Annotated in this window: 21 protein-coding genes; 14 read left to right on the top strand and 7 right to left on the bottom strand. The window is 74.9% G+C overall.

What is annotated here, in order from left to right; translation table 11 throughout:
• Nucleotides 1-36: 36 nt before the first annotated feature.
• Entirely contained in the window at nt 37-1,491 is a 1,455-nt protein-coding gene (locus IEJ02_RS36775) for a serine hydrolase domain-containing protein (protein ID WP_191068751.1), read from the bottom strand.
• A gap of 200 nt (nt 1,492-1,691) precedes the next feature.
• Here IEJ02_RS36775 and IEJ02_RS36770 point away from each other — a divergent pair, with 200 nt between their 5' ends.
• Nucleotides 1,692-2,768: an enoyl-CoA hydratase/isomerase family protein gene (locus IEJ02_RS36770; RefSeq protein WP_317986014.1), complete on the top strand. Its 1,077-nt coding sequence runs from the start codon at nt 1,692-1,694 to the stop codon at nt 2,766-2,768.
• Nucleotides 2,769-3,106: 338 nt separating this feature from the next.
• Here IEJ02_RS36770 and IEJ02_RS36765 read toward each other — a convergent pair whose 3' ends face one another.
• The 5 genes from IEJ02_RS36765 to IEJ02_RS36745 all read right to left on the bottom strand — a co-directional run bounded on the left by IEJ02_RS36765 (nt 3,107) and on the right by IEJ02_RS36745 (nt 9,387).
• Nucleotides 3,107-4,492, bottom strand: a complete 1,386-nt coding sequence (locus tag IEJ02_RS36765; protein ID WP_191068750.1) for an MFS transporter — start codon at nt 4,490-4,492, stop codon at nt 3,107-3,109.
• Nucleotides 4,493-4,632: 140 nt separating this feature from the next.
• Nucleotides 4,633-6,150 carry a mannitol dehydrogenase family protein gene (locus IEJ02_RS36760; RefSeq protein WP_191068749.1) on the bottom strand — a complete coding sequence of 506 codons (1,518 nt, stop codon included), beginning with the start codon at nt 6,148-6,150 and terminating at the stop codon, nt 4,633-4,635.
• Between the two features lie 5 nt (nt 6,151-6,155).
• Nucleotides 6,156-7,361 (bottom strand): D-mannonate dehydratase ManD, encoded by a 1,206-nt coding sequence (manD, locus tag IEJ02_RS36755; RefSeq protein ID WP_191068791.1) that lies wholly within the window; start codon nt 7,359-7,361, stop codon nt 6,156-6,158.
• A 14-nt stretch (nt 7,362-7,375) separates the two neighbouring features.
• Nucleotides 7,376-8,377, bottom strand: coding sequence for a 2-hydroxyacid dehydrogenase (locus IEJ02_RS36750; RefSeq protein WP_223865074.1), 1,002 nt, complete (start codon nt 8,375-8,377; stop codon nt 7,376-7,378).
• The gene (locus tag IEJ02_RS36745; RefSeq protein WP_191068748.1) at nt 8,374-9,387 is read right to left on the bottom strand and encodes a LacI family DNA-binding transcriptional regulator; all 1,014 of its coding nucleotides are present in this window, start codon (nt 9,385-9,387) and stop codon (nt 8,374-8,376) included. The genes IEJ02_RS36750 and IEJ02_RS36745 overlap by 4 nt, the downstream gene beginning before the upstream one ends.
• 224 nt (nt 9,388-9,611) lie before the next feature.
• Between IEJ02_RS36745 and IEJ02_RS36740 the strand changes: the two genes are divergently transcribed.
• Entirely contained in the window at nt 9,612-10,625 is a 1,014-nt protein-coding gene (locus IEJ02_RS36740; RefSeq protein WP_191068747.1) for a cation diffusion facilitator family transporter, read from the top strand.
• Between the two features lie 36 nt (nt 10,626-10,661).
• Here IEJ02_RS36740 and IEJ02_RS36735 read toward each other — a convergent pair whose 3' ends face one another.
• A complete protein-coding gene (locus tag IEJ02_RS36735; protein WP_137976599.1) occupies nt 10,662-11,021 on the bottom strand; it encodes an ArsR/SmtB family transcription factor in 360 nt (119 codons plus the stop codon).
• Nucleotides 11,022-11,222: 201 nt separating this feature from the next.
• On the opposite strand from IEJ02_RS36735, the gene IEJ02_RS36730 reads away from it, so the two are divergent.
• The 12 genes from IEJ02_RS36730 to IEJ02_RS36675 form a co-directional block, all read left to right on the top strand.
• A complete protein-coding gene (locus tag IEJ02_RS36730) occupies nt 11,223-12,488 on the top strand; it encodes an APC family permease (RefSeq protein WP_191068746.1) in 1,266 nt (421 codons plus the stop codon).
• A 226-nt stretch (nt 12,489-12,714) separates the two neighbouring features.
• Nucleotides 12,715-14,082: an MFS transporter gene (locus tag IEJ02_RS36725; RefSeq protein WP_191068745.1), complete on the top strand. Its 1,368-nt coding sequence runs from the start codon at nt 12,715-12,717 to the stop codon at nt 14,080-14,082.
• A 94-nt stretch (nt 14,083-14,176) separates the two neighbouring features.
• Nucleotides 14,177-15,148 (top strand): NAD-dependent epimerase/dehydratase family protein, encoded by a 972-nt coding sequence (locus tag IEJ02_RS36720; RefSeq protein ID WP_191068744.1) that lies wholly within the window; start codon nt 14,177-14,179, stop codon nt 15,146-15,148.
• A gap of 66 nt (nt 15,149-15,214) precedes the next feature.
• Nucleotides 15,215-16,891, top strand: a complete 1,677-nt coding sequence (locus IEJ02_RS36715) for a carbamoyltransferase family protein (protein ID WP_191068743.1) — start codon at nt 15,215-15,217, stop codon at nt 16,889-16,891.
• Nucleotides 16,892-17,040: 149 nt separating this feature from the next.
• Nucleotides 17,041-18,087, top strand: coding sequence for a glycosyltransferase family 2 protein (locus tag IEJ02_RS36710; RefSeq protein WP_191068742.1), 1,047 nt, complete (start codon nt 17,041-17,043; stop codon nt 18,085-18,087).
• 166 nt (nt 18,088-18,253) lie between these two features.
• On the top strand, nt 18,254-18,769 hold the full coding sequence (locus tag IEJ02_RS36705) for an HAD-IIIA family hydrolase (RefSeq protein WP_370467179.1): 516 nt from the start codon (nt 18,254-18,256) through the stop codon (nt 18,767-18,769).
• Nucleotides 18,766-19,935: a glycosyltransferase family 9 protein gene (locus IEJ02_RS36700; protein WP_191068740.1), complete on the top strand. Its 1,170-nt coding sequence runs from the start codon at nt 18,766-18,768 to the stop codon at nt 19,933-19,935. The genes IEJ02_RS36705 and IEJ02_RS36700 overlap by 4 nt, the downstream gene beginning before the upstream one ends.
• Nucleotides 19,932-20,897, top strand: coding sequence for a glycosyltransferase (locus IEJ02_RS36695; protein WP_191068739.1), 966 nt, complete (start codon nt 19,932-19,934; stop codon nt 20,895-20,897). Before IEJ02_RS36700 ends, IEJ02_RS36695 begins: the two co-directional genes overlap by 4 nt.
• Nucleotides 20,894-22,138, top strand: coding sequence for a glycosyltransferase (locus IEJ02_RS36690; protein ID WP_191068738.1), 1,245 nt, complete (start codon nt 20,894-20,896; stop codon nt 22,136-22,138). The genes IEJ02_RS36695 and IEJ02_RS36690 overlap by 4 nt, the downstream gene beginning before the upstream one ends.
• Before the next feature lie 188 nt (nt 22,139-22,326).
• Nucleotides 22,327-22,944, top strand: coding sequence for a D-sedoheptulose-7-phosphate isomerase (locus IEJ02_RS36685; RefSeq protein ID WP_191068789.1), 618 nt, complete (start codon nt 22,327-22,329; stop codon nt 22,942-22,944).
• A 166-nt stretch (nt 22,945-23,110) separates the two neighbouring features.
• Entirely contained in the window at nt 23,111-24,550 is a 1,440-nt protein-coding gene (gene rfaE2 / locus IEJ02_RS36680; protein WP_191068737.1) for a D-glycero-beta-D-manno-heptose 1-phosphate adenylyltransferase, read from the top strand.
• Nucleotides 24,551-24,945: 395 nt separating this feature from the next.
• Nucleotides 24,946-25,430: glycosyltransferase family 9 protein (locus IEJ02_RS36675; protein ID WP_498067118.1), on the top strand; the 485-nt coding region annotated here is incomplete at its 3' end.

Raw genomic sequence — 25,430 nt, 5'->3', positions numbered from 1 at the left:
GACCCGAGCCACACCTGGCCGGACCGGCGGAACGAGTCAGCGCGGCCCCGGCGCGCGCATGGCGTGCAGCGGCCCGCGGTGCAGCGGCGTCGTGCGCCACCGCGCGGTGAAGGAGCGGTCCGCGAGGGAGCAGGTGACCAGCAGGTGGTGCGGGGTCTCCAGGAACGCGATGTCCACGGTCAGGGTGTCCGGGTCCGTCCAGCCCCCGCTCACCGCCGTGGGGACGGGCGCCTCCGGCCCGGTGTGCACCCGCCACCCCGCGCCGTCGAACCCCAGGTCCAGCCGGGACGTCCGCTCGGCCAGCGTGAGGCCCCATCCGCCGGAGCCGTCCTCGGCCACGGTGACCCCCGTCAGGGTCGGCTGGTCCGCGCAGACGCCGCCTTCGGGGGTGAACTCCGCGCCCGACCAGGCGCCGGGGTCCGCGAGCGGCGCGGGCTTCGCCGCCAGCGGCGGCAGGGCGAGCCGGGACAGCCGCCGCTCCAGCGCGGCGTCCTCGTCGCCGCGGCCGGTGAGCGGCGCGTCGCCGAACGCGGGCAGCAGATGCTCCCAGACCGCGTCCAGGACGGCCTGCATCCGCTCGGTGTCCGCCGTAGTGGCGATCACCACATCGTGCTCGGGCAGCACCAGGCAGAACTGTCCGTACGCCCCGTCGCCCCGGTACCCGTGCCGGGACATCCAGAACTGGAGCCCGTAACCCCGCCGCCAGTCCGGCCCCGAGCCGCCTGCCATGGCCTCCTCGGTCGGTATCCACAGCCGCGTCGCCTCGGCGACCCAGGAGTCCGGGAGCAGCCGCTCGCCCTCCCACTCACCGCCCCGCAGATACAGCAGCCCCAGCCGGGCGATCGCGTCGGTGGCCGCGAACAGCCCGCTGAAGCCGAGGTCGCGCCCGGCCGGCACCTGGAGCCAGGACGCCTCGCCGATGCCCAGCGGATCGAACAGGCGCGGCCGCAGATATTCCGTCAGCGACTGCCCGGTCACCCGCTGGACGATCGCGGCGAGCGTGTACGTGGCGGGCTGGTTGTACGCGAAGACGGTGCCCGGCGCGCGATCCGGCGGCAGCCGCAGGAAGCCGCGCACGGGCTCCTCCGGGTCCAGCCCGAACGCCCGCTCCAGCGTCTCCTCGAGGTGTCCGCTGGCCATGGACGCGACATGGCGTACCAGCATGGCGCGGCTGCCCGGGTCGGTGATCTCCGCCTCGAACTCGGGGAAGTACGAAATCACCGGAGCGTCGAGGTCCAGCAGCCCCTCGGCGGTGGCCAGCCCCGCCGCCGTGGAGGTGAAGCTCTTGCTGAGGGAGTAGAGCAGATGCGGCCGCTCGGCGGTGTACGGCGCCCACCAGCCGGAGGCGATCAGCCGGCCGTGGCGCAGGATCATCAGACTGTGCGGCTCGATGTCCGGCGCGCCCTCGACGGCGTCGAGGAAGGCGTGGACGCCCCGCGCGTCCACGCCCTCGGCGGCGGGGGTGCTGGTGGGCAGCGGATGAGCACTCATCAGACGGGTCCTCATGGGGTCAGGGGTGGGCTGCGCCAACCCTCCCCGGCGGGGCGGCGGGTGTCCAGAGGGTTTTGTGCCGTCGCCCGGCCGGGCGGAGGGCGCGGCCGCGGCGGGCCGAGGGCCCGCTGAGAGGATCGGCGGTGACGGATCGCCGGTGATCCGCGAACGCACCAGACGCCGGAAGGAACGAACACCTCGTGACCGACTCCGTGACCGACCGCGTGACCGACGACGACGCCGTGCTGGCACGCGTCGAGGGCCGCGCCGGACATCTCACCCTCAACCGGCCCCGCGCCCTCAACGCCCTCACCCATCCGATGGTGACCCGCATCGCCGGGGCCCTCACCGCCTGGGAGCGGGACCCGGCCGTAGCGGCCGTGGTGATCGACGGGGCGGGGGAGCGCGGGCTGTGCGCGGGCGGCGACATCCGCCTGATCCACCAGGACGTGACCTCGGGCGGCGGCGCGGCCTCGCGGGCGTTCTGGCGCGACGAGTACACGCTCAACGCCCGGATCGCCCGCTACCCCAAGCCGTATGTGGCCCTCATGGACGGCATCGTGATGGGCGGCGGCGTCGGGATCTCGGCTCACGGCGGCGTGCGGATCGTCACCGAGCGCTCCCGGGTGGCCATGCCCGAGACCACGATCGGCTTCGTACCGGACGTCGGCGGCACCCATCTGCTGGCCCGCGCACCGGGCGAACTGGGGACGCATCTGGCGCTCACGGGAGCGTCGGTGGGCGCCGCCGACGCCCTGGCCTGCGGGCTGGCCGACCATGTCGTCCCCTCCGGGCGGCTGCCCGCGCTGACCCGGGACCTGGCCGCGGAGCCGGTGGCGGACGTCCTGCCCCGGTACGCCGTCGAGGCCCCGGCCGGGACCCTGGACGGCCGGCGGGAGTGGATCGACCACTGCTATGCGGCGGACACCGTGGAGGAGATCGTGGACCGGCTGATGGCCGTCGGGGAACCGGCCGCCAAGGAGACCGCCGAGACCCTTCTCGCCAAGTCCCCCACCGCGCTGAAGGTCACGCTGGCCGCCGTCCGCGGGGCCCGGGCGCTCGGCTCGCTGGAGCGCGTCATGGAGCAGGAGTACCGCGTCTCCTGCGCGGCTCTGTCCCGCCCTGACCTCATCGAGGGCATCCGGGCCCAGGTGATCGACAAGGATCGCCGTCCTCGCTGGGCCCCGGCGGCTCTCGCCGAGGTCACCGAGGCGGAGGTGGCCGGTTTCTTTCTGCCGCCCGCCGACGGTGACCTCCGCCTCGCCGACGTTCCGTAGCCGGACGCTTCGTTGGCGTCGATGGAGGGACCGTCGGCGTCAACGGACGAAATAGTGTGCCAAGCGGCACACTTCAACGGGTCGTGTCTGCTGACCGACGCCGAGTACGCGGCCGGGCCGGACGCCTACGAGCCGGCTGCCGCATGCCTTCGACGAACTGCTCGACCCGGTGTCCTGACCGAGCGCGGCAGCAGCGCCAACTGGCCCGTGCGATCGAGAACGCGCGGGAGCTGGCGCTGCTGCCCTGGGGCCCGGGCTACGGGGGGTCCGCCGCGTGGCAGGGGCTTCGCCCCTGGCCCGCCGCGGGCGTCACGATCCGTCGGACACCCGCTATGAGCTCACCGGCGCACCGGCTCGGTGGCGTCGGCGGTGGTGTTCAGATCGCGGTCGAGGGTTTCCGGGGACATCCGGGTGGCGACGAGGCTGACCGCCGTGACCAGCGACATATAGACGGCGACCGGTATCCAGGAGCCGGAGAACGCGGTGACGAGCGCGCTGCAGATCAGCGGCGCGACCCCGCCGCCGATCACTGAGGAGAACTCCCGGCCCAGTGTGACGCCCGCGTAGCGGTAGCGCTTGCCGAACAGTTCGGGGAAGTAGCTCATCTGGACGCCGACCGAGCCGTGGCAGGCCAGGATGAAGCCGATGACGATGGCCACGGTGATCGCCACGTGTGAGCCGGTGTTCAGCGCGATGAAGGTCGGGGCCGGCAGCAGTACCAGCGCGGCGGCGATGGTGGAGTACACCGGGCGCCGCCCGAGGCGGTCGGAGAGGGTGCCGAAGCAGATGGCCGCGAGACCGCCGCACAGAGCCCCGATCAGCAGCACCTGGGGGACGAAGTCCTTGTCGATGCCGACGCTGGACACCAGGTAGGAGGCCATGAAGACCTGGTAGGTGTAGGACTGGGTGCTGACGCCGAAGTTCATGAACAGCGCCAGCAGCATGGGCTTCCGGCCGTGCCGGAAGACCTCCTTCACCGGTGAGGCGGGCCGCTCCCGCTGCTCCTTGAGCTCGGTGAAGACGGGGCTCTCGCTGAGCTTGCGGCGCAGCACCAGGGCGATCACGGTCACGAAGAGGCTGCTGCCGAAGATCAGCCGCCAGCCCCAGCTCATCAGGGCGTCGTCGGGGAGGCGTTGGGCGAGGATCCAGGCCACCGCGCCCAGGGCGGTGCCCAGCGCGGCGCCGGTCATGACGAGGGAGGACAGTCTGCCGCGGCGTCCGGGCGCGGCCGTCTCGGTGAGCAGGGTGGCGCCGCCGGACTGTTCGGCCCCGGCCCCGAAGCCCTGTCCCATACGGCAGATGAGCAGCAGGATCGGGGCGAGCAGCCCCACCTCGTTGTAGGTGGGCAGCAGTCCGATGGCGAGGGTGGAGCCGCCCATCAGGAGCAGGGTCGCCACCAGCACCCACTTGCGGCCGAGGCGGTCGCCGTAGCGGGAGAAGAAGAGCCCGCCGAGCGGGCGGGCGGCGAAGCCCACGGCGTAGGTGCTGAAGCTGGCCAGGATGCCCACGGACGGTGAGGCGTTGGGGAAGAACAGATCGCTGAAGATCAGCGCCGAGGCGGTGCCGTAGATGACGAAGTCGTACTGCTCGAGGGCGGTGCCGATGAGTCCGGCCAGGGCGGCGCGGCGCACCGCGCGGGGGTCGGCGGGTGGTTCGGAGGGGGTGGAGGGGGAGGTGGCCGGCGACGGGGGACGCGTCGGGGCGGGGGTGGAGTTGCTGTCCATGATCCATGCCTCCTTGAACGGATCGCTGCAGCGGAGCGGGGGCGGGGACGGCGGATGGAAGGGGACGGGGTACGGAGGGACGGGGGAGGTGGGGAGAAGGGGAGTAGGGGAGAAGGGGAGTAGGGGAGAAGGGGGCGGGGTCAGCGGTGGGCGGGGGTCGGGAGGGCCCCTGCGGCGTCGGTGGCCGCGGCGGCGGGCCCGTGGCGGACGATGAGGTCGATCAGCTCGGAGACCCGGGCGGCGAAGTCCGGGTGGTCTCGCAGTCCGTCGCCGAGCAGCCCGCTGTCCAGGACGGCCTCGACGAAGGACGGCCCGGAGGCGGTGGCGCTCCGCCCGGCGATGGTGGCGAGGGGTTCCCGGGCGGGGTCCGCCATCGCGGTGGCGTGGGGGCCGGGGGAGAAGCCGGGGCGCGGTGCCACGCAGCACAGATAAGCGGCGACGGTGAGCGCCAGATGGTGGGGCATGCGTCCGGCCCGCAGGTGGAACAGGGCGGGTTCGGGGACCCGTTGGCGCAGTTTGACCGAGCCGTCGGAGCCGACCTGCCGGGTGCGGTGGCCCAGGGCGGTGTTGGCCCAGCGGTCGAAGAGCTGCCCGATGTAGTGGTCGAGGTCGATGTCGGCGGGCACGGTGAGGGTCGGCAGGTAGTCGTCGTGGAGCACCGCGCGGGCGGCTTCGGCGATGAACGGCCGGGCGGTGGCGTCCGGGATGGTCTCCCGCCCGTCCAGCGCGCCGAGGTAGGCGATGAGGGAGTGGGTGCCGTTGAGCAGGCGCAGCTTCAGCAGTTCGTAGGGTTCGACGTCGTCGGTGAAGAGCGCCCCGCCGGTTTCCCAGCGCGGGCGTCCGGCGGCGAAGCGGTCCTCCATGACCCACATGCTGAAGGGTTCGGCGGGTACCGGGACGGTGTCGTGCAGGCCTAGGTGGGTGGCGACGGCGTCGCGGTAGGTGTCGGTGGTGGCGGGGACGATCCGGTCGACCATGGAGTTGGGGAAGGTCACCGCGGATTCCAGCCAGGGCGTGAGGTCGTCGCGTTCGGCAGCCGGGAGGGCGTGGGTGAACTCGTGGACCAGCCGCCTGGTCTGGGCTCCGTTGCCGACGAGGTTGTCGCAGCTGAGCACGGTGACGGGCCGGGCGTGGGCCCGCATGCGGCGCTGGAGGCCGCGGACGAGCTGGCCGATGGTGGTGCGTGGTGGGGTATCGCCGCGCAGGTCGGTCTGGACGGCGGGGGCGTCGAGGTCGAGGCCGCCGGTGCGCGGGGAGAAGGTGTAGCCGTGTTCGGTGACGGTCAGGGTGATGACGGCCGTGGCGGGGGCCGCGAGGGCGTCGAGGAGGTCGTCGGGCTGCTCGGTGGCCACCAGGGCGCCGGTGTGCACGGCGGGGACGGTGACGCGGGTGTCGTCGGGGGAGATCTCCACGACGGCGTAGGCCATCTCCTGGTCGCGCATCGCCCGTGCCACGGTGGCGGAGTGGCTGGCCACGCCGAGGATGCCCCAGGGGCCGTCGGTGTGGCGCAGGGCGGCCGCGGTGTGGACGGCCTGGTGGGCGCGGTGGAAGTTGCCCAGGCCGAGGTGGACGATGCCGGTTTCGGCGGGCGGGCGGGGGAGGGTCAGGGCGGCCGCGGGCGCGGTGGCGCGGCGGAGGCGGGGGAGGGTGTGCGGCATCGGTGTCACCAGTCCGTCATCGAGCCGTCGAGCCGTCGCGCGACCGGCAGATAGGCGGGTTCGTAGGGGTGGCGGGCGGCGAGTTCCTCGTCGATCTCGACGCCGATGCCGGGTGCGTCGCCGGGGTGGAGGTGGCCGTCGGCGTAGGACCAGGCGTGCCGGAACACCTCGTGGACCAGGGGTTCGTAGCCCATGTACTCCTGGATGGCGAAGTTGGGGGTGGCCAGGCCGAGGTGGAGCGAGGCGCTGAGGGCGACGGGGGAGATGTCCGAGGGGCCGTGCGGTCCGAGCCGCACCTGCCAGAGGTCGGCGAGGGTGGCGATGCGCCGCAGATGGCTGATGCCGCCCGCGTGGCTCACACAGGTGCGGATGAAGTCGACCAGTTGCTCGGTGATCAGCGTCTGGCACTCCCAGACGGTGTTGAACACCTCGCCGATGGCCAGCGGGACGGTGGTGTGGTGGCGGATGTGCCGCAGCACTTCCTGGTTCTCGGCGGGGGTGACGTCCTCCAGCCAGAAGAGGTCCGCCGGTTCCAGGGCGCGGCCGAGCCGGGCGGCCTCGCCGGGGGTGAGCCGGTGGTGGGTGTCGTGGAGCAGTTTCAGCTCGGGGCCCACGTGTTCGCGTATCCGGGTGAGGACGTGGGGGATGTGGCGGAGGTAGGCGTCGGTGTCCCAGGTCTCCTCGACGGGGGCGGCGCCCCGGCCGGCCGGTTCGTATCCGGTGCCGCTTCTGCTGACCCCGTAGACCATCTCCAGGCCGGGGACGCCGCTTTGGGCGCGTACGGCGCGGAAGCCGCGGTCCCGCCGTGCCTCGATGGACTCCAGCAGCTGGGGGAGGTCCCAGCCGGTGGCGTGGGTGTAGGCGAGGATCCGGTCGCGGACCGCGCCGCCCAGCAGCTGGTAGACGGGCTGTCCGGTGGTCTTGCCCTTGATGTCCCACAGCGCGATGTCCACCGCGCCGATGGCGGTCATGGTCACCGGTCCGCGCCGCCAGTAGGCCCCGCGGTAGAGGTACTGCCAGGTGTCCTCGACGCGGGCCGGGTCGCGGCCGATGAGGAGGGGGGCGAGGTGGTCGCGCAGATAGGAGGCGACGGCGAGTTCGCGGCCGTTGAGGGTGGCGTCGCCCCAGCCGGTGACGCCGTCCGCGGTGGTGATTTTGAGCAGGACGAAGTTGCGCCCCGGGCTGGTGACGAGGACGTCGACGGCGGTGATGGTGTCGGTTGTCGTCACGGGGCCACCGCCACCACGTTGTGGAGCGGTTCGCCCGTGGCGAGGCGGCGGATGTTGGCGGTGATGTCGGCGGTGCGGTGGATGAAGGTCTGGCGGGTGAGGCCCGAGGAGTGGGGGGTCATCAGCACGTTGTCCAGCGTGTCGAAGGGGTGCTTGCCGGGGGTGGCGGTGTGGCCGTCGGCGGGGTAGCGGTACCAGACGTCGATCGCGGCGCCGCCGATGGTGCGGTCGCTCAGCGCCTGGTAGAGCGCGTCCTCGTCCACGACGGGGCCACGGCCGACGTTGACCAGGATCGCGTCCGGGCGCATCCGGGACAGTTCGGCCGCGCCGATCAGCCCGGTGGTGTCCGCGGTGAGCGGCACGGACACCACCACGGCGTCCGAGGTCTCCAGCAGGGTGTCGAGGTCCTTGACGGTCCCGGCCCACAGCAGTCCGTGGGCGGCCGCGTCCACGTCCCCGCTCCGGGTGACGGCGATGCCCCGCGCGCCGAACGCCTGGAACAGCCGCCAGCAGCGGGCCCCGATGTGCCCGAAGCCGACGAACCCGACGGTGGCGGCGGTCAGGTCCTGGGCCCAGGGGGCCCGTGGGTCATGGGCGGGGGTGTCCCAGTGTGCTTCCCGGCGCAGCGCGGTGTGCTGGCGCAGAAAGCCACGGCGCATCAGGATCGTGGCGGACACGGTGTATTCGGCGATGGCGTTCTCGTGGTGGAAGGTGTTCGCCACCTGGGTGCCGGGCGCCAGCGCGGGGATGTCGATGTTGTCCGTTCCGGCTCCGGCGGCGTGGACCAGCCGGAGCCGGGTGGCGGCCGCGGCCATGGCGGCGGTGCACCGGCCGGACACCAGGACGTCCGCGTCCGCGATGGCGGCTTCGACCGCTTCGGTGTGCCGGGGGTCGGGCCAGTGGACGACCGTGCCGTGGGGGAGGGCGGTCTCGAACTCGGTGCGCAGCGGGGCGAGATTGGGGTCGGCGACCACCACGGTCAGGGGGTCGGCGGTCATGAGGGGTCCTTGGCGGTGGTAGCGGCGGGGCCGGTGGAGTCGCGCACGATGAGCTGCGTGGGCAGCCGGTGCGTACGCGGGATCTGCCGCTCGCCCGCGAGGACCTGCTCCAGCATCTGGAGGCTGAGCGCCCCGGCGCGGGCCATCGGCACGGCCACGCTGGTCAGGGAGGGCTGGGAGACCTCGGCGAAGGGGATGTCGTCGAACCCGATGACGCTGAGGTCCCCGGGCACGCTCAGCCCCAGCGCCCGGGCGCCGGTCAGCACGCCGAGGGCCATCAGGTCGTTGTGGGCGATGACGGCGGAGGCGCCCGAGGCCATGACGCTCGCGGCGGCGGCGGTGCCGCCCGCCACCGTCTCGGCCTGCCAGCCCAGCAACTCCAGCTCCAGTCCGGCGCGTTCGGTCTCGGCGCGGATGAGGTCGACGCGGTGGGCGTTGGACCAGGAGCGCCGCATGCCCTGGACGTAGGCGATCCGCCGGTGTCCGAGGGCGGCGAGGTATTCCACGGCCTGGCGCATGCCGTGGGCGGCGTCGGCGAGCACGCAGTCGGTGCCGGACGTTTCGCGGTTGACCAGCACGGCGGGGGTGCGGCCGCAGATGTCGAGCACATCGTCCGCGTCCAGCCGGGGAGAGCACACGACCAGGCCGTCCGCCCGCTCCTTCAGGTGTGCGAGGACTTCGCGCTCACGGTCCGGGTCGAGGTCGGTGTCGGCGAGGACGACGGTCTGCCTGTGGTGGCGGCACTCGCCCTGCGCGGCCTTGACGAAGGCCCCGAAGACGGGGTTGGCGATATCGGGGACGACGAGCGCGACGGTGGCGGTCTCGGCCCGGGTCGCGGTGGCGCTCTCGGCGGTGCGCGCCACGGGCGGTTCGTATCCAAGCTCCTGCGCGACGGTCAGCACCTTGCGCAGGGTCTGGGGGCCGAGCCGGCCGGGGTCGCTGAACGCCCGGGACGCCGTGGACAGCGCGACATTGGCGCCTTTGGCGACATCGGTCAGGGTGGGGGCCATGGCAGCCCGTTACCGGTGCGACGGGGTGGGGTGGATGAACGGCATGTTGCATGGTCTTCACCGTTGCGCAACGTTGTCAACGCTTGCCAAAACATTGGCAAGACCGGTCGGCGCCGAAGCCTTCGGCGGCCTGGGGTGGGTTTTCGTGGTCCGGCGCGGTCTTCCCCGGCTCGATCCCTGACTCAACGAGTGCATGGGTGCGCGTGTATGCACATAATGGCCGTATGGAGCCCCCTCACCATGGACACCGGCACCACCACCGCCGGCACCAGCTCGCGCATCTGCTGAAACCGCACTCCCACGAGTCGGCGCAGAAGGTCGACTCCGCGCTGGAGTCCTCGGCCGAGGGCATGCGCGCCCTGTGGCTCTCCCTCGCCGTCCTGGGCGCCACCGCGGTCCTCCAGGCCGTGGTCGTCGTGCTGTCCGGCTCGGTGGCGCTGCTGGGCGACACCGTCCACAACGCCGCCGACGCGCTGACCGCGCTGCCGCTCGGCGTGGCGTTCGTCCTGGGGCGCCGCGCGGCGAACCGCCGGTTCACCTACGGCTACGGCCGGGCCGAGGACCTGGCCGGGATCGTCATCGTCCTGACCATCGCCGCCTCGGCGGCGCTGGCCGCGTACGAGGCCGTGGAGCGGCTGCTGCACCCGCGCGCCATGTCCCATCCGGGCGTCGTCGCGGCCGCGGCGGTCCTCGGCTTCATCGGCAACGAATGGGTGGCCCGCCACCGGATCCGGGTCGGGCGGCGGATCGGCTCGGCGGCCCTGGTCGCCGACGGGCTGCACGCCCGCACCGACGGCTTCACCTCCCTGGCCGTGCTGCTGGGCGCGGGCGGCGCGGCGCTCGGCCGGCAACTCGCGGACCCGATCGTCGGCCTGGCCATCACCGCCGCCATCCTGCTCGTCCTCAAGGACGCGGCGCGCGAGGTGTTCCGGCGGCTGATGGACTCCGTCGACCCGGCGGTGATCGACGCGGGCGAGGCCGCCCTGCGCGAGGTCCCCGGAGTGCTGAGTGTGACCGAGCTCCGGATGCGCTGGATCGGCCACCGGCTGCGCGCCGAGGTCACGGTCGAGGTGGACGGCGGCCTGGATCTGCGGGCGGCGCACGATGTGGCGGTCGGGGCCGAACACGCCCTGCTCCACGCGGTGCCCCGGCTGACCGCCGCCCTGGTACACACCGATCCGGCTCCCGGGCCGGGCGCGGAGGACCCGCATCGTCTGCTGGCCCACCACGCCGGGTGAGTGCCACCCCGAGACGGATGTCCGCTCCTGCGGGGCTCAGTCGTGCGGTGGGGCCCCGGTGACCATGTGGTCCGCGTGGTTGACGGCCTCGGTGACCAGCCGGCGCAGATGGCCGTCGTGGAGGGAGTACACCGAGCGACGGCCCTCCTTGCGCACCTGGACCAGCCCGGCCAGCCGGAGCTTGGCCAGATGCTGGCTGACCGCCGGGCGGGCCGCCCCGCTGGCCTCGGTGAGGGTGTTGACATCGGCCTCGCCCCGGGCGAGGGACCACACCAGATGCAGCCGGGTCGGGTCGGACAGCAGTGAGAAGACATTGGCGGCCGTGGCGAACTGCGCCGCGCCACTGGGATGCGCATGCGACCGGGTCGCAGTTGAGGAGGGTTCGCTGACCGGCATGTCCCCATCGTAGAGCGACGGGCGAAGGGCGGACCCCGCCCGGCCCGCACGGTGTCGAGCGGGAAGGCCGGCCGAAGCGCGGCCGGTGGCCGAAGCCCCGCACGCATACTGGTGCACATGCACTACGCCGTCTGCCGCCCACTTCCGCCGCCGCGCGCCCTCGGATCCGCCACCGCCCCATCCCCGGGGCGCGGCTGAGCGATGGGGGACACGGCGAACACCACTGCCGGACCGGGGGAGTTGCGGCGGCGCCTCGGGGTTTTCGACGCGGTCGTGGTCGGCCTGGGGTCGATGATCGGCGCGGGCGTCTTCGGGGCGCTGGGGCCCGCGGCGCGGGAGGCGGGGACGGGGCTGCTGCTCGGCCTGGTGGCCGCCGGAGTGGTGGCGTACTGCAACGCCACCTCCTCCGCGCGGCTGGCCGCCCGCTACCCGCGGTCCGGCGGCACCTATGTCTACGGCCGTGAGCGGCTGGGCGACTTCTGGGGGTATCTGGCCGGCTGGGGGTTCGTGGTCGGCAAGACCGCCTCCTGCGCGGCGATGGCCCTGACCGTCGGCTCCTATGTCTGGCCCGCCCAGGCGCACGCGGTGGCGGTGGCGGCCGTGGTGGCGCTGACGGCCGTCAACTACGTGGGGGTGCACAAGGCCGCCTGGCTGACCCGGGCGATCGTGGCCGTCGTGCTCGCGGTGCTGGCCGCCGTGGCCGTCGCCCTCCTCACCTCCGGCGAGGCGGACGCGGCACGGCTGGAGATCGGCGGCGACGCCTCCCTCGGCGGGGTGCTGCGCGCGGGCGGCCTGCTGTTCTTCGCCTTCGCCGGATACGCCCGGATCGCCACCCTCGGCGAGGAGGTCCGCGACCCGGCGCGCACCATCCCCCGCGCGATCCCCCTCGCGCTCGGCATCACCCTGGCCGTCTACGCGGCGGTGGCGATCGCCGCCCTGACCGTGCTGGGCAGCGGCGGGCTGGGCGCGGCGGGCGCCCCGCTGGCCGACGCCGTGCGCGCCGCCGGGCTCCCGGGGCTGGCGCCGGTGGTGCGGGCGGGCGCCGCGGTGGCCGCGCTGGGGTCGCTGCTCGCGCTGATCCTGGGCGTCTCCCGGACCACCCTGGCCATGGCCCGCGACCGGCACCTTCCGCCCGCGCTGGCCGCCGTGCACCCCCGGTTCGCGGTGCCGCACCGCGCCGAGCTGGCCGTGGGCGCGGTGGTGGCGGTCCTGGCGGCCACGGCGGATCTGCGTGGCGCGATCGGGTTCTCCTCGTTCGGGGTGCTGGCCTACTACGCCGTGGCCAACGCCTCCGCCTGGACCCTCACCCCGGCCGAGGGCCGCCCACCGCGGATCGTGCCCGGGCTCGGCCTGGCCGGCTGTCTGCTGCTGGCCTTCGCCCTGCCCGTCTCCTCGGTGGTCTCCGGCGCGGCGGTGCTGGCCCTGGGCGCCGCGGCCTACGGTGTGCGGCGCGCGACGGCCGCGTAGGCGATCCCCGCCACTGCGGTGCGCCGGGCCGGGAGGCGTCCTTACCGCCGCTGTGAGCAGGGCATATGCCGGTTTGTGAGGAAAGCCACCCCGGGCGGATTCCACGTACTGGAGAGCCGTCTGTGAGCATGGGTCGTCGCTGACGTACGGCATCCCGTGTCAGCCGGGCCCCGGACACGGGCCCTCCCCCTTCTGCCCCGTACCCGGAAACCGGCCCGACCTCGCCATGACCACCTCCCCGCCGCCCCTCATACCGAGGCCCCGCTCCCCGGAGCGGGGCACCCGCACCCCGTGGCGCAGCCTGCGCCACCGCGCCATGCGGTGGTGGTCGGCGGCGAACCTGGTGTCCAACGTCGGCACCTGGATGCAGCTGACCGTGCAGAACCTGCTGGTGCTGCACATCACCGGCTCCGCCGCCACCACCGGGCTCTCCCTCTCCGTGCAGGCCGCCCCCGGGCTGCTCATGGGGCTGCTCGGCGGGGCGGCGGTGGACGCCTGGCCGCGCAAGCTCACCGCGGCCGTCAGCCAGGCCGTGCTGGGCCTCGTCGCCTTCGTCACGGCCGCCCTGGTCGCGTTCGACCTGCTCAACGTGGTCTCGCTGATGGTGCTCGCCGCGGTGACCGGTCTCGTCGCCACCGTGGACGCGCCCGCCTGCGCCCTGCTCGGCAACGATCTGGTGCCGCCCGACGACGTCCCCTCGGCGATCGCCCTGGGCTCCGTCGTCAGCAGCGCCGGCCGGCTCATCGGCGTGGCCTGCGCGGGCGTCGCGGTGGGCACGCTCGGCACCGCGGCCGCCTACGCCGCCAACGGGCTGTCGTTCCTGTGTGTCGCGGCCGTCATCCCCTTCCTGCGCCCCCACCCGGGCGCGGCAACCGCCGCGGATCCGCCCACCGCGCGCCGGGACCGGCTCTCCGGTGCCGGTGCCCGCGACGGGCTGGCCTTCTTCGTGAAGCGCCCGCGTCTGGTCGCCCTCACCGTGATCACGGCGGTGAGCGCCGTCTTCGGCCGGAACTACGGACTGACCCTGGCGGTCCTGGTCACCGGCCCGCTGGCCGGGAGCTCAGAGGACTTCGGGACCGTGGCCACCGTCCTGGCCGTGGGCGGGATCGCGGGCGCGGTCCTCGCGGGGCGGATGCAGCGGCCGTCGGTGCGGATGGTGGGCGCGCTCGCCGCCGCCGGGGCGCTGCTCCAGGCGGTGGCCGGGCTGTCGCCTGGGCTGATCCCGCTGCTGGTGCTGGTGGCCCCGATGGCGGTGGCCGAGTCGGTCTCCGACACGGCCGGTACCACGGTGCTCCAGACCGATCCGCCGCCCGGGATGCGCGGCCGGGTGCTCGGCGTGTGGCGCACCGCGCAGACGGCCTGGGGGCTGGCCGGTCCGCCCCTGCTGGGCCTGCTCATGGAGTGGGCGGGGCCGCGGGGCGCCCTGGTGGCAGGTGGGCTGATCATCGCGGCGGTCATCGGCGCGGGCGCGCTGGTGCACGTCCGCCGCACCGCTTCCCGCCGGGTGCCGGCCACCGTCGTTCCCGTCGAGCCCGCCGCCGCGGAACGGGCTGCCGCGCCGGTGCCGCACGAGGACCTTTCCCCCATCGGTTGACCCGGTCAGGGGGAGGGACGGGGGATGTGCCCTGATTGTTTCCTTTCGTCGCGGGTACTGGGGTGAGGCCCCAACGCGAAGGAAGGGAGGGGCCATGGAGCGATCCGACTCCGTCGTCCCCGTCCGTACCTGGGCGCACGCCGTGGTCACCGGTGGAGCCGGATTCGTCGGTTCGCATCTGTGCGCGGCGCTTCTCGACCAGGGCACGGCCGTGACCTGTGTGGACGATTTCTGCACCGGAACCCCGGACAACGTGGCCCACCTGATGGACCGGCCCGGCTTCACCCTCCAGCACGCCGATGTCACCGAGCCGTTCGAGGTGAAGCGGCCCGCCGATCTCGTCCTGCACTTCGCCTCCCCCGCCTCCCCGGCCGACTATCTGCGGCTGCCGCTGCACACCCTGGAGACCGGCAGCCTCGGCACCCGCAACGCCCTGGCCCTGGCCCGCCACTACGAGGCACGCTTCGTCCTGGCCTCCACCTCCGAGGCGTACGGCGACCCGCAGCAGCATCCGCAGAACGAGCGCTACTGGGGCAATGTCAACCCCGTCGGACCGCGCAGCGTCTACGACGAGGCCAAACGCTTCGGCGAGGCCCTGACCTGCGCCGAGGCCGGAACGAACGGCACGGACACCGGCATCGTGCGGCTGTTCAACACCTACGGCCCGCGGATGCGCGGACACGACGGACGGGCCGTGCCCACCTTCATCCGGCAGGCGCTGGCCGATGAACCCCTCACGGTCACCGGCGACGGCAGCCAGACCCGCTCGCTCGCCTACATCGACGACACCGTGCGCGGCATCCTCGCCATGGCCGGATCCGACCTCCTCGGACCGGTCAACATCGGCAACGCGGACGAGATCACCATGCTGGACCTCGCCCACAAGATCATCGAACTGGCCGGTTCGCGCTCCACCGTCGAGTTCATCGGCCGCCCCACCGACGACCCCGCCGTCCGCTGCCCGGACATCACCCTCGCCCGCGGCAAGCTCCAGTGGGCACCGGTGATCCCCGCCGACGAGGGGCTGGCCCGCACCATCGACTGGTTCCGCCGCCAGGCCGCCTGACCCCTCCCCCCCACCGCCTTCACACCCCCTTCCGCCGCGGCCCCGGGCCGCCGAAAGGTCACGCCCATGCGCATCCTCGGCATCAACGCCCTCTTCCACGACCCGGCCGCCGCCCTGGTCGTCGACGGCCGTACCGTCGCCGCCGCCGAGGAGGAGCGGTTCTCCCGGCGCAAACACGGCAAACGGCCGGTGCCGTTCTCCGCCTGGGAGCTCCCGGAGAAGGCGGCGGCCTGGTGCCTGGAGCAGGCGGGGCTGCGCCCCGAGGACCTGGACGCCGTCGCCTACTCCTTCGACCCCGCCCTCGCCCGCCCCGCCGCGTCCATGGGCCTGGACGACCCCTGGGACCACCTGCGGCTCACCTACGCCCGCGAGGCCCCCGGCTTCCTGCGCACCGCCCTGCCCGGACTGGACCCCGACGCCGTGCGGTTCGTCCCCCACCACATGGCGCACGCCGCCTCCAGCGCGCTCGCCGCGCCCGGCGCCGACACCAGCTCCGTCCTCGTCCTCGACGGGCGCGGCGAGGCCACCTCACATCTCGCGGCGCGCCGCGTCGGCGACCGGCTGGAGCCGCTCCACGGCCAGGAACTGCCCCACTCCCTGGGGCTGGTCTACGAGGAACTCACCGAGCACCTGGGCTTCCTGCGCTCCAGCGACGAGTACAAGGTGATGGCCCTCGCCTCCTACGGCACCCCGCGGATGCTGGACGAGCTGCGGCGGTACGTCCACGCCACCGGCGACGGCGGTTTCCACGCCACCGGGGTGCCCTGGGCCGAGTTGTGCCCCCCGCTGCGCCCCGGCGAGGCGTGGTCACCGTCGCACGCCGATCTCGCGGCGAGCGCCCAGGCGTGTCTGGAGGAGACGCTGCTGGACCTGGTGCGCTGGCTGCACGGGCGCACCCATGACCGGGTGCTGACCCTGGCCGGGGGAGTGGCGCTGAACTGCGTGGCCAACTCCCGTATCGCCCGCGAGGGCCCGTTCGACCGGGTCTGGGTCCAGCCCGCCGCCGGGGACGCGGGCACCGCGCTCGGCGGCGCCCTCCACCTGTGCGCGCAAGCCGGTGACCGGCCCGAGCCGATGGCCGGGGCCGACCTCGGGCGCCGCTGGTCGGACGCCGAGCTGGAGGCATGGCTGAAGACGGCCGCGGTGCCCTTTGAGCGCCCGGCCGATGTGGCCGAGACGGTGGCCGAGGCGCTCGCGGACGACGCGATCGTCGCATGGTTCCAGGGGCGCTCCGAGTACGGGCCCCGGGCGCTGGGCCACCGCTCGCTGCTCGCCCACCCCGGCCGCTCGGGAAACCTCGAGCGGCTCAACGACGTCAAGGGGCGCGAGCAGTTCCGGCCGGTCGCCCCGATGGTGCGCGCCGAGCGCGCGGCCGAGATCTTCGACGGCCCGCTGCCCAGCCCGTACATGCTCTTCGTGCACGAGGTCGCGCCGGAGTGGCGGGACCGCATCCCGGCCGTGGTGCACGTGGACGGCACGGCCCGCATCCAGACCGTCGACTCCGCCGCCGAACCGCTGGTGGCCCGTCTGCTGAGCGCGTTCGAACGGCGCACCGGGCTGCCGGTGGTCGTCAACACCAGCCTCAACACCTCGGGCCGGCCGATGGTCGACGATCCGCGCGACGCCCTGGAGTGCTTCGGCTCGGCCCCCGTCGACCTGCTGGCGATCGGGCCGTTCGTGATCCGCCGTGGCGCCTTCTTCGCGGGCGGCCGTCCGGACACGGCCGCGCCAGGGGAGACCTGACGCGGGGTCACCCAGCGCACATGAGCCGCATCGGCCCGTGCCGAGCGCACATGAGCCGTATATCGGCCCGTTCCGAGCGCACATGACCCGCACCGGCCCGTGCCCAGCGCACGGAGCCGCACCGACCCCCGCCATGGGAGGAGCCAGGTATGACGGACACCGGAGAGCGGACCGACGGACCCGAGTACGCCGTGGTCATCCCGACGCTGGGCCGCCCCAGTCTCTCCGTGACCCTGCGGGCGCTCGCCGACGCCAAGGGCCCCGCGCCCCGGCGGGTCGTCCTCGTGGACGACCGGCCGCTGGAGGACTGCACCCCGCTGCCCGCCGACATCCCCGCCGAACTCGCCCCCCTGGTGGAGATCGCGCCCGGCTGCGCCGCCGGGCCCGCCGCCGCGCGCAACATCGGCTGGCGGACCGCCCCCGAACCCTGGACGGTCTTCCTCGACGACGATGTGGTCCCCGGCCCCACCTGGGCGGACGACCTCGCCGCCGATCTGGCGGCGGCCGGGCCCGGCACCGGCGGGGTCCAGGCGCGGATCACCGTTCCGCTGCCGGAGGACCGCAGGCCCACCGACTGGGAACGCAACACCGCGGGGCTCGCCACGGCCCGCTGGATCACCGCCGACATGGCGTACCGGCGGGCCGCGCTGGCCGCGGTCGGAGGCTTCGACGAGCGGTTTCCGCGCGCCTTCCGCGAGGACGCCGACCTGGCGCTGCGGGTCATGGCCGCCGGGTGGCGGCTGGAGCGGGGATCGCGGGTCACGGTCCATCCGGTGCGCCCCGCCGACCGCTGGGTGTCGGTGCGCACCCAGGCGGGGAACGCGGACGACGTGCTGATGGCCAAGGTCCACGGCCGCGGCTGGTGGGCCCGGGCGGGCGCCCCGCGCGGCCGGCTGCCCCGCCATGTGGCCATCGCGGCGGCCGGTGCCGCCGCCCTGACCGGTGCCCTTGCGGGTCGGCGGCGGGCGGCCGCGGCGGGCGCGGCGCTGTGGCTGGCCGGAACCGCCGAATTCACCCTGGCCCGGATCCGGCCCGGGCCGCGCACCCCGGACGAGATCGCCACGATGGCCGTGACCAGCGCCGTCATCCCACCCGTGGCCACCGCGCACTGGCTGGCGGGGCTGGTGCGGCACCGCTCGGCCGCCGCGTTCGGGCGGTCGGCGGCCAGGCGCACCAGGACCCTGGGACATGTGTAGCGCTTTGTCGCGTTTGGTGATTGAACGTCCGGGCTACTCGAGGCCCGTGTTCGCTACACCTGCACCAAAGGCCCCATCCGTCACAGGAGGGGCGCCGTGGCTGCTCACTCCGGGTGACCGGCCCGGCCGCCCCCGCCTGCCCGTCCGGCGGGGAATTCCGGGCGCGGTGCTCTTCGACCGGGACGGCACGCTGATCCACGACGTCCCCTACAACGGCGACCCCGCCCGGGTGCGGCTCATGCCGCACGCCAGGGCCGCGGTCGACGCGGTACGGGAGTGGGGCGTCCCGGTCGGGGTGGTCACCAACCAGTCGGGCGTCGCCCGCGGGCTGCTCACCCCCGGCGCGGTGGAGGCCGTACGGCGGCGCGTCGAGGAACTGCTCGGACCCTTCGACATCTGGGCGGTGTGCCCCCACGGCCCCGCCGACGGCTGCGGGTGCCGCAAGCCCGCCCCCGGGCTGATCCACGCCGCGTGCGCGGCGCTGGGCACCGCACCGCACCGGGCCGTCGTCCTCGGCGACATCGGCGCGGACCTGGCGGCGGCCCGCGCGGCGGGCGCCCAAGGCGTGCTCGTCCCCAACGAGGTGACCCGCCCGGAGGAGATCGCGGACGCCACCCGGACCGCACCGGACCTGCTGACGGCGGTACGGGGGCTGCCCACCCGGGCGGGAGGCGCCCCTTGAGCGCGCACGCCACGGGTCCGCGCACCCTCGTCGTGCGGCTCGACAGCGCGGGAGACGTGCTGCTGGCCGGCCCCGCCGTACGCGCGGTCGCCGCCGGGTCGGCGTACACCGCGCTGCTGTGCGGCCCGCTCGGCGAGCCCGCCGCCCGGATGCTGCCCGGCGCCGACGAGGTGCTGGTCCATGACGCGCCCTGGGTGGGGTTCGAGGCCCCGCCGGTGCGCCGCGAACTCATCGACGCCCTGGTGGACTGCCTGGCCGCCCGCCGCTTCGACCGCGCGCTGATCCTCTCCTCGTACCACCAGAGCCCGCTGCCCGCCGCCCTGCTGCTGAAGCTGGCCGGAATCCCCTGGACCGCCGCCGACAGCGAGCACTACCCCGGCACCCTGCTGGACCTGCGCCACCGGCGCGCGCCCCACCGCCACGAGGCGCGGGCCGCGCTCGACCTGGCCGAGGCGTCCGGCTTCGCCCTCCCGCCCGGCGACGAGGGCGCGCTGGCCCTGACCGCGCTGCCCGACACCGCCCCGCTCACCGGCACCGACCCCTATGTGGTGGTCCACCCCGGCGCCGCCGTGCCCGCCCGCGCCTGGAGCCCCGCGCGGGCCGCCCGGGCGGTGGCCGCGCTGGAGGAGGCGGGCCACCGCGTGGTGGTCACCGGCGGCCCGGCCGAGAAGGAACTGACGGCCGACATCGCCGACGGCATCGCCCTCGACCTCGGCGGCCGCACCTCCTTCCCCGAACTGGCAGGTGTGCTCGCGGGCGCCGACGTGGTGGTCACCGGCAACACCGGGCCCTCCCACCTGGCCGCCGCCGTGGACACCCCGGTCGTCTGCCTCTTCGCGCCCGTCGTCCCCGCCGAACGCTGGGCCCCCTACCGGGTGCCGCACCGGCTGCTGGGCCGCCAGGACGCGGCGTGCGCGGGCAGCCGCGCCCGGGTCTGCCCGGTGCCGGGCCACCCCTGCCTGGACTCCGTCACCGACGCCGAGGTGGTCGCCGCCGTGGCCGCGCTGGCGGCGCCGGGCGGGGCCGATGTGGCCGCGTTGCCGGCGCCGGGCGGAGCCGACGAGGACCGTAAGGAGCCCGACGACCGTAAGGAGCCTGACGACGACCGTAAGGAGCCTGACGACGACCGTAAGGAGCCCGACGAGGACCGTAAGGAGCCCGAATGAACGTCCTTCTGTGGCATGTGCACGGCTCCTGGACCACGGCCTTCGTCCAGGGCCCGCACCGCTACCTGGTCCCCGTCCTCCCCGGCCGGGGCCCGGACGGACGCGGCCGGGCCCGCACCTACACCTGGCCCGACACGGTCACCGAGGTCACCCCGCAGGAGCTGCGGGACGCCCCCGTGGACCTGATCGTCCTCCAGCGGCCCCACGAGGCCGAGCTGGCGAGGCGATGGCTCGGCGGCCGCCGCCCCGGGCGCGACGTGCCCGCCGTCTACCTGGAGCACAACGCCCCCGAGGGAGACGTCCCCGGCACCCGCCACCCCTGCGCCGACCGCGACGACCTCACCCTCGTCCACGTCACCCACTTCAACCGGCTCTTCTGGGACAGCGGCCGCGCCCCCACCGCCGTCATCGAGCACGGCATCGTCGACCCCGGCCACCGCTACACCGGGGAGCTGACCCGCGCCGCCGTCGTCGTCAACGAACCCATCCGGCGCGGCCGCCACACCGGCACCGATCTGCTCCCCGCCCTCAGCGAGGCCGCCCCGCTGGACGTCTTCGGCATGGCGACCGAAGGACTCGCCGGCCACCTCGGCCTGCCCCCCGACCGCTGCCGCGCCCACGACCTCCCCCAGGCCGAGCTGCACACCGCCATGGCGCGCCGCCGGGTGTATCTGCACCCCGTGCGCTGGACCTCGCTCGGGCTCTCCCTCCTGGAAGCCATGCACCTGGGCATGCCCGTGGTCGCCCTGGCCGCCACCGAGGCCGTCGAGGCGGTGCCGGCCGGGGCCGGGGTGCTCTCCACCCGCCCCGATGTCCTCGCCCGCGCGGCCCGCCGCTATCTGCGGGACCCCGACGCCGCCGCCGAGGACGGGGCCCGGGCCCGCCGGGCGGCGCTCGACGCCTACGGACTCAAACGCTTCCTCGACGACTGGGAGCGGCTGATGGAGGAGGTGACCCGATGATTCCGCGCCACGGACCGCCCGAGCACCTGGACATCGCACTCGTCTCGGAGCACGCCAGCCCGCTCGCCGTGCTCGGCGGGGTGGACGCCGGCGGCCAGAACGTCCACGTCGCCCGGCTCGCCGCGGCCCTCGCCGACCGCGGTCACCGCGTCCGCGTCTACACCCGCCGCGACGCCCCCCACCTGCCCGTGACCGTCCGCCCCCACCCGGGCGTCGAGGTCCGGCACGTCCCCGCGGGCCCCGCCCGGCGGCTGCCCAAGGACGACCTCCTGCCCTACATGCGGCGGTTCGGCGCGTATCTGGAAAGCGAATGGCGGGGCGCGCCACCCGATCTGGTCCACTCCCACTTCTGGATGTCCGGCGTCGCCTCGCTCCAGGCCACCCGCGCCCTCGGACTGCCGCTCGCGCACACCTACCACGCGCTCGGCACCGTCAAGCGGCGCCACCAGAAGGACGCCGACCCCAGCCCCGTCGACCGCATCCCCTGGGAGACGGCCGTCGGCGAGCGCTGCGACCGGATCGTGGCCACCTGCCGCGACGAGGTCGGCGAACTGACCGCCATGGGGCTGGACCCCGAGCGGATCACCGTCGTGCCCTGCGGAGTCGACCCGCGGCTGTTCACCCCCGCCGGGCCCGCCGCTCCCCGCCCGGCCCGCCGGGCCCTGCTCGCCCAGATCGGACGGCTCGTACCGCGCAAGGGGGCCGCCGTCTCCATCGCCGCGCTCACCCTGCTGCCGGACGCCGAACTCGTCATCGCCGGAGGGCCGCCGTCCGCCCAGCTGAGTGACGACCCCGAGGCGCGGCGGCTGCGGCGGCTCGCCGACCGCCTCGGCGTCGCCGACCGGGTCCGGCTCACCGGCGGGCTGCCGCCGGAGCGGATGCCCGAACTGCTGCGCGCCGCCGACCTCGTGCTGTGCCCCGCCGACTACGAGCCCTTCGGGATCGTCCCCCTGGAGGCCATGAGCTGCGGAACACCCGTCGTGGCCTCCGCCGTCGGCGGACAGCGCGACACCGTGGCCGACCCCGGCACCGGCCGGCTGGTCCCGCCCCGCGACCCGGTCGCCCTCGCCGAGGCCGCCGCCGCGCTCCTCGCCCGCCCCGCGGCGCGCGCGGCCTGCGGCGAGGCGGGCCGCCGCCGGGTGCTGACCCGCTACAGCTGGGACCGGGTGGCCGCCGCCACCGAGGCCGCCTACCACGATGTCCTGACCCCGCACCCGGCACCCGTTACGGAGGCGGCATGAGCACCCGCGATCGTCCCCAGTCCCGACCCCTGCCCTGGGAACCGGGCACCGGCCCCCGCGCCCGTCGTCCGTCCCCGTCCGGACACGGGCCCCCGTCCGGACACGGGCCCCCGTCCGGACACGGGCTCACGTCCGGATGCGGGCCCGCGTCCGGATACGGGCCCGCGGGGACGGCCACGGCCGACCCGCTGCGCGCCGCCCACGCCCACTGCCAGTCGCTCCAGGACGCGCTGGTGGCCCTGCGCGACCACGGCCTGGAACAGGTGGCCGAGTGGGGCCGCCACCTCGCCGCCGCCCTCCCCGTCGGCGGCCGGCTGCTGGCCGCGGGCAACGGCGGCAGCGCCGCCCAGGCCCAGCACCTCACCGCCGAACTCGTCGGGCGCTACCAGCGGGAGCGGTCCGCGTACTCGGCCATCGCCCTGCACGCCGACACCTCCGCCGTCACCGCCATCGGCAACGACTACGGCTTCGAGGAGCTATACGCCCGCCAGGTGACCGCGCACGGCAGGCCCGGCGATGTGCTCATGCTGATGTCCACCTCCGGACGCAGCCCCAACCTGCTGGCCGCCGCCGACACCGGCCGGGCCGCCGGACTGTCCGTCTGGGCCATGACCGGCCCCCGCCCCAACCCGCTGGCCTTCCGCGCCGACGAGGCCCTGTGCATCGGCTCCGGCTCCACCGCGACCGTCCAGGAGGCGCATCTGGTCGCCCTGCATCTGCTGTGCGAGAGCTTCGACCACGAGATCGGGGTGGTGGACGGGGCCGTGTCGGTGGACGGGGTGGTGACGCCGTATCGATCCCTATGAGGGCAGTTGAGGGCAGTTGAGGGCATGAGGGCCAGGGCCAGGGCCATGGGGGGTAGGCGAGCCAAGAGAGCCAGGCGAGCCATGAGAGCTGAGAGAGCCAAGAGAACCAAGAGGGCCGCTGAGGGTCACTTCCAGCGACATCCGCCCCCTGATCGGAGGTGAGAGCATGACCGCCGCCGCCCCGCGACCGCTCGTCGTCGTCGGCGACGTCCTGCTGGACCAGGACATCGACGGCGAGGCGACCCGCCTGGCGCCGGACGCACCGGCACCCGTCGTCGATGTGGATGCGGACCGGAGCCGCCCCGGGGGAGCGGGACTCGCCGCCCTGCTCGCCGCGCGCCAGGGCCGCGAGGTCGTCCTGGTCACGGCGCTGGGCGACGACACCGCGAGCCAGACCGTACGGAACGCGCTGACCCCGGACGTGCGGCTGGTGGAGCTGCCGCTGGACGGCACCCTGCCGGTCAAGACCCGCATCCGCGCCGGGGGCCGCCCGCTGGTCCGGGTCGACCGCGGCGGCGGCGTCCCCGGGAACCCCGGCCCGGACGCCCTCGCCGCGCTCCGGGACGCCCGCGCCGTGCTGGTGGCCGACTACGGCCGGGGCACGGCCGCCGCGCTGCGGCAGCAACTGGGCGCCGCCGCCCGCCGGGTGCCCCTGGTCTGGGATCCGCATCCGCGCGGTGAGCAGCCCGTGCCCGGCGCACGGCTCGCCACGCCCAGCGCCGCCGAGGCCCGCTCCCTGCTCGGCTCGGCCCGCCACGCCCTGTCCGGCGACGCGGACTCGCTGCACGCGCACGGCGGCCGGGGCGCCCGGCTCGCCGAGCGCTGGCGGGCCGCGGCGGTCGCCGTGACCCTCGGCGAACGCGGTGCCGTCCTGGCCCTCCCGCACAGCGAGAACCCCATGTACGTGCCCGCGCCCCACCGGGCCCAGGGCGACCCCTGCGGGGCCGGCGACTGCTTCGCCGCCACCGCGGCCGGGGCGCTGGCCGACGGGGCGCTCCCGGAGGAGGCGGTGCAGCTCGCCGTCGCCGAGGCGGCGGGGTTCGTCACGGCGGGCGGCGCCGGGAACCCCGCCCTGTGGGAACTCCCGGGCGGGCCCGGGCCCCATCCAACCGAGCCCCGCCGCCCCGCCGATGCCCACGCCCTGGCCGAGGCGGTCCGCGCCCGCGGCGGCACGGTCGTCGCCACCGGCGGCTGCTTCGACCTGCTGCACGCCGGCCACGTCGGGCTGCTGCAGAACGCCCGCCGCATCGGCGACTGCCTCATCGTCTGCGTCAACTCCGACGCCTCCGTGGGCCGCCTCAAGGGGCCGGGCAGGCCCATCAACCCGGTGGCCGACCGGATCCGCGTCCTGTCCGGACTCGGCTGTGTGGACGCCGTCGCCGTCTTCGACGAGGACACCCCCGAACCGCTGCTGCGGCAGCTGCGCCCCGATGTGTGGGTCAAGGGCGGCGACTACAGCGCGGACGCCCTGCCCGAGACCGCCGTACTGCGCGACTGGGGCGGCCGTGCCCTCGTCCTGCCCTACCTGGACGGCCGCTCCACGACCGAACTGGCCCGCCGAGCCGCCCTGGGCCCCCACACCTCCCCCCTCCACCCCCACCGATGACCGACCGCCCCGCCACCGGCGGCCCCGACCGCCCGGTCGCTGGTAGCCCCCGCAGCTGTGCCGCCGGTGGCTCCGGTGGCCCCGCCGTCGGCGGCCACGGCCGCCCGGCCGCCGGCGGCCCCGACCGCTCCGCCAATGGCAGCTCCGGTCGCCATGCCGCCGGTAGTCCCGGCGGTTCCGGTAGCTCTGCCGTCGGCGGCCCTGGCCGCCCGGCCACCGGCAGCGCCAGCCGCCCCGCTGCTGGTAGTTCCGGCCGCCATGCCGCCAGTAGCTCCGGTAGTCCCGCTGCTGGCAGTCCCGACAGCCCAGCCCCCGACAGTTCCGGCCGCTCCACCGGCCACCGCCCGCGGCTGCTGGTTCTGCGTGCCCTCGGGCTTGGCGATCTGCTCACCGCCGTGCCCGCCCTGCGCGCGCTGCGGCGGGCCCATCCCGACCACGAACTGCTGCTCGCCGCGCCCGCACGGCAGGCCCATGCCGCGGCCGCCACGGGTGCCGTCGACCGGGTGATCCCCGCCTCGGCCCCCGGCCGGGGCGTCCCCGGGCGGATCGACTGGAGCGGGCCCCCGCCCGATGTCGCGGTGGACCTTCACGGCAACGGCCCGCCCAGCCATCGCCCGCTGTCCCGGCTGCGCCCGGCCCGGCTGCTGGCCTACGCCCACCCCCCGGCGCGCACCGCCGGGCCACCGTGGCGCGAGGACGAGCACGAGCGGGACCGCTGGTGCCGTCTGCTCTCCTGGTACGGCATCCCTGCCGACCCCCAGGACGTGCGCATCCCCGCACCCGAGCGCCCCTCGCCCGCGCCGGGCGCCGTGGTGATCCACCCCGGCGCGGACGCGGCGGCGCGCCGGTGGCCGGCCGCGCGGTTCGCGGCCGTGGGCGC

The sequence above is a fragment of the Streptomyces sp. 5-10 genome (assembly GCF_014712245.1).
In the GTDB taxonomy this organism is placed as follows: domain Bacteria; phylum Actinomycetota; class Actinomycetes; order Streptomycetales; family Streptomycetaceae; genus Streptomyces; species Streptomyces violaceusniger.
This window is presented reverse-complemented; position numbering and strand designations above follow the sequence as displayed.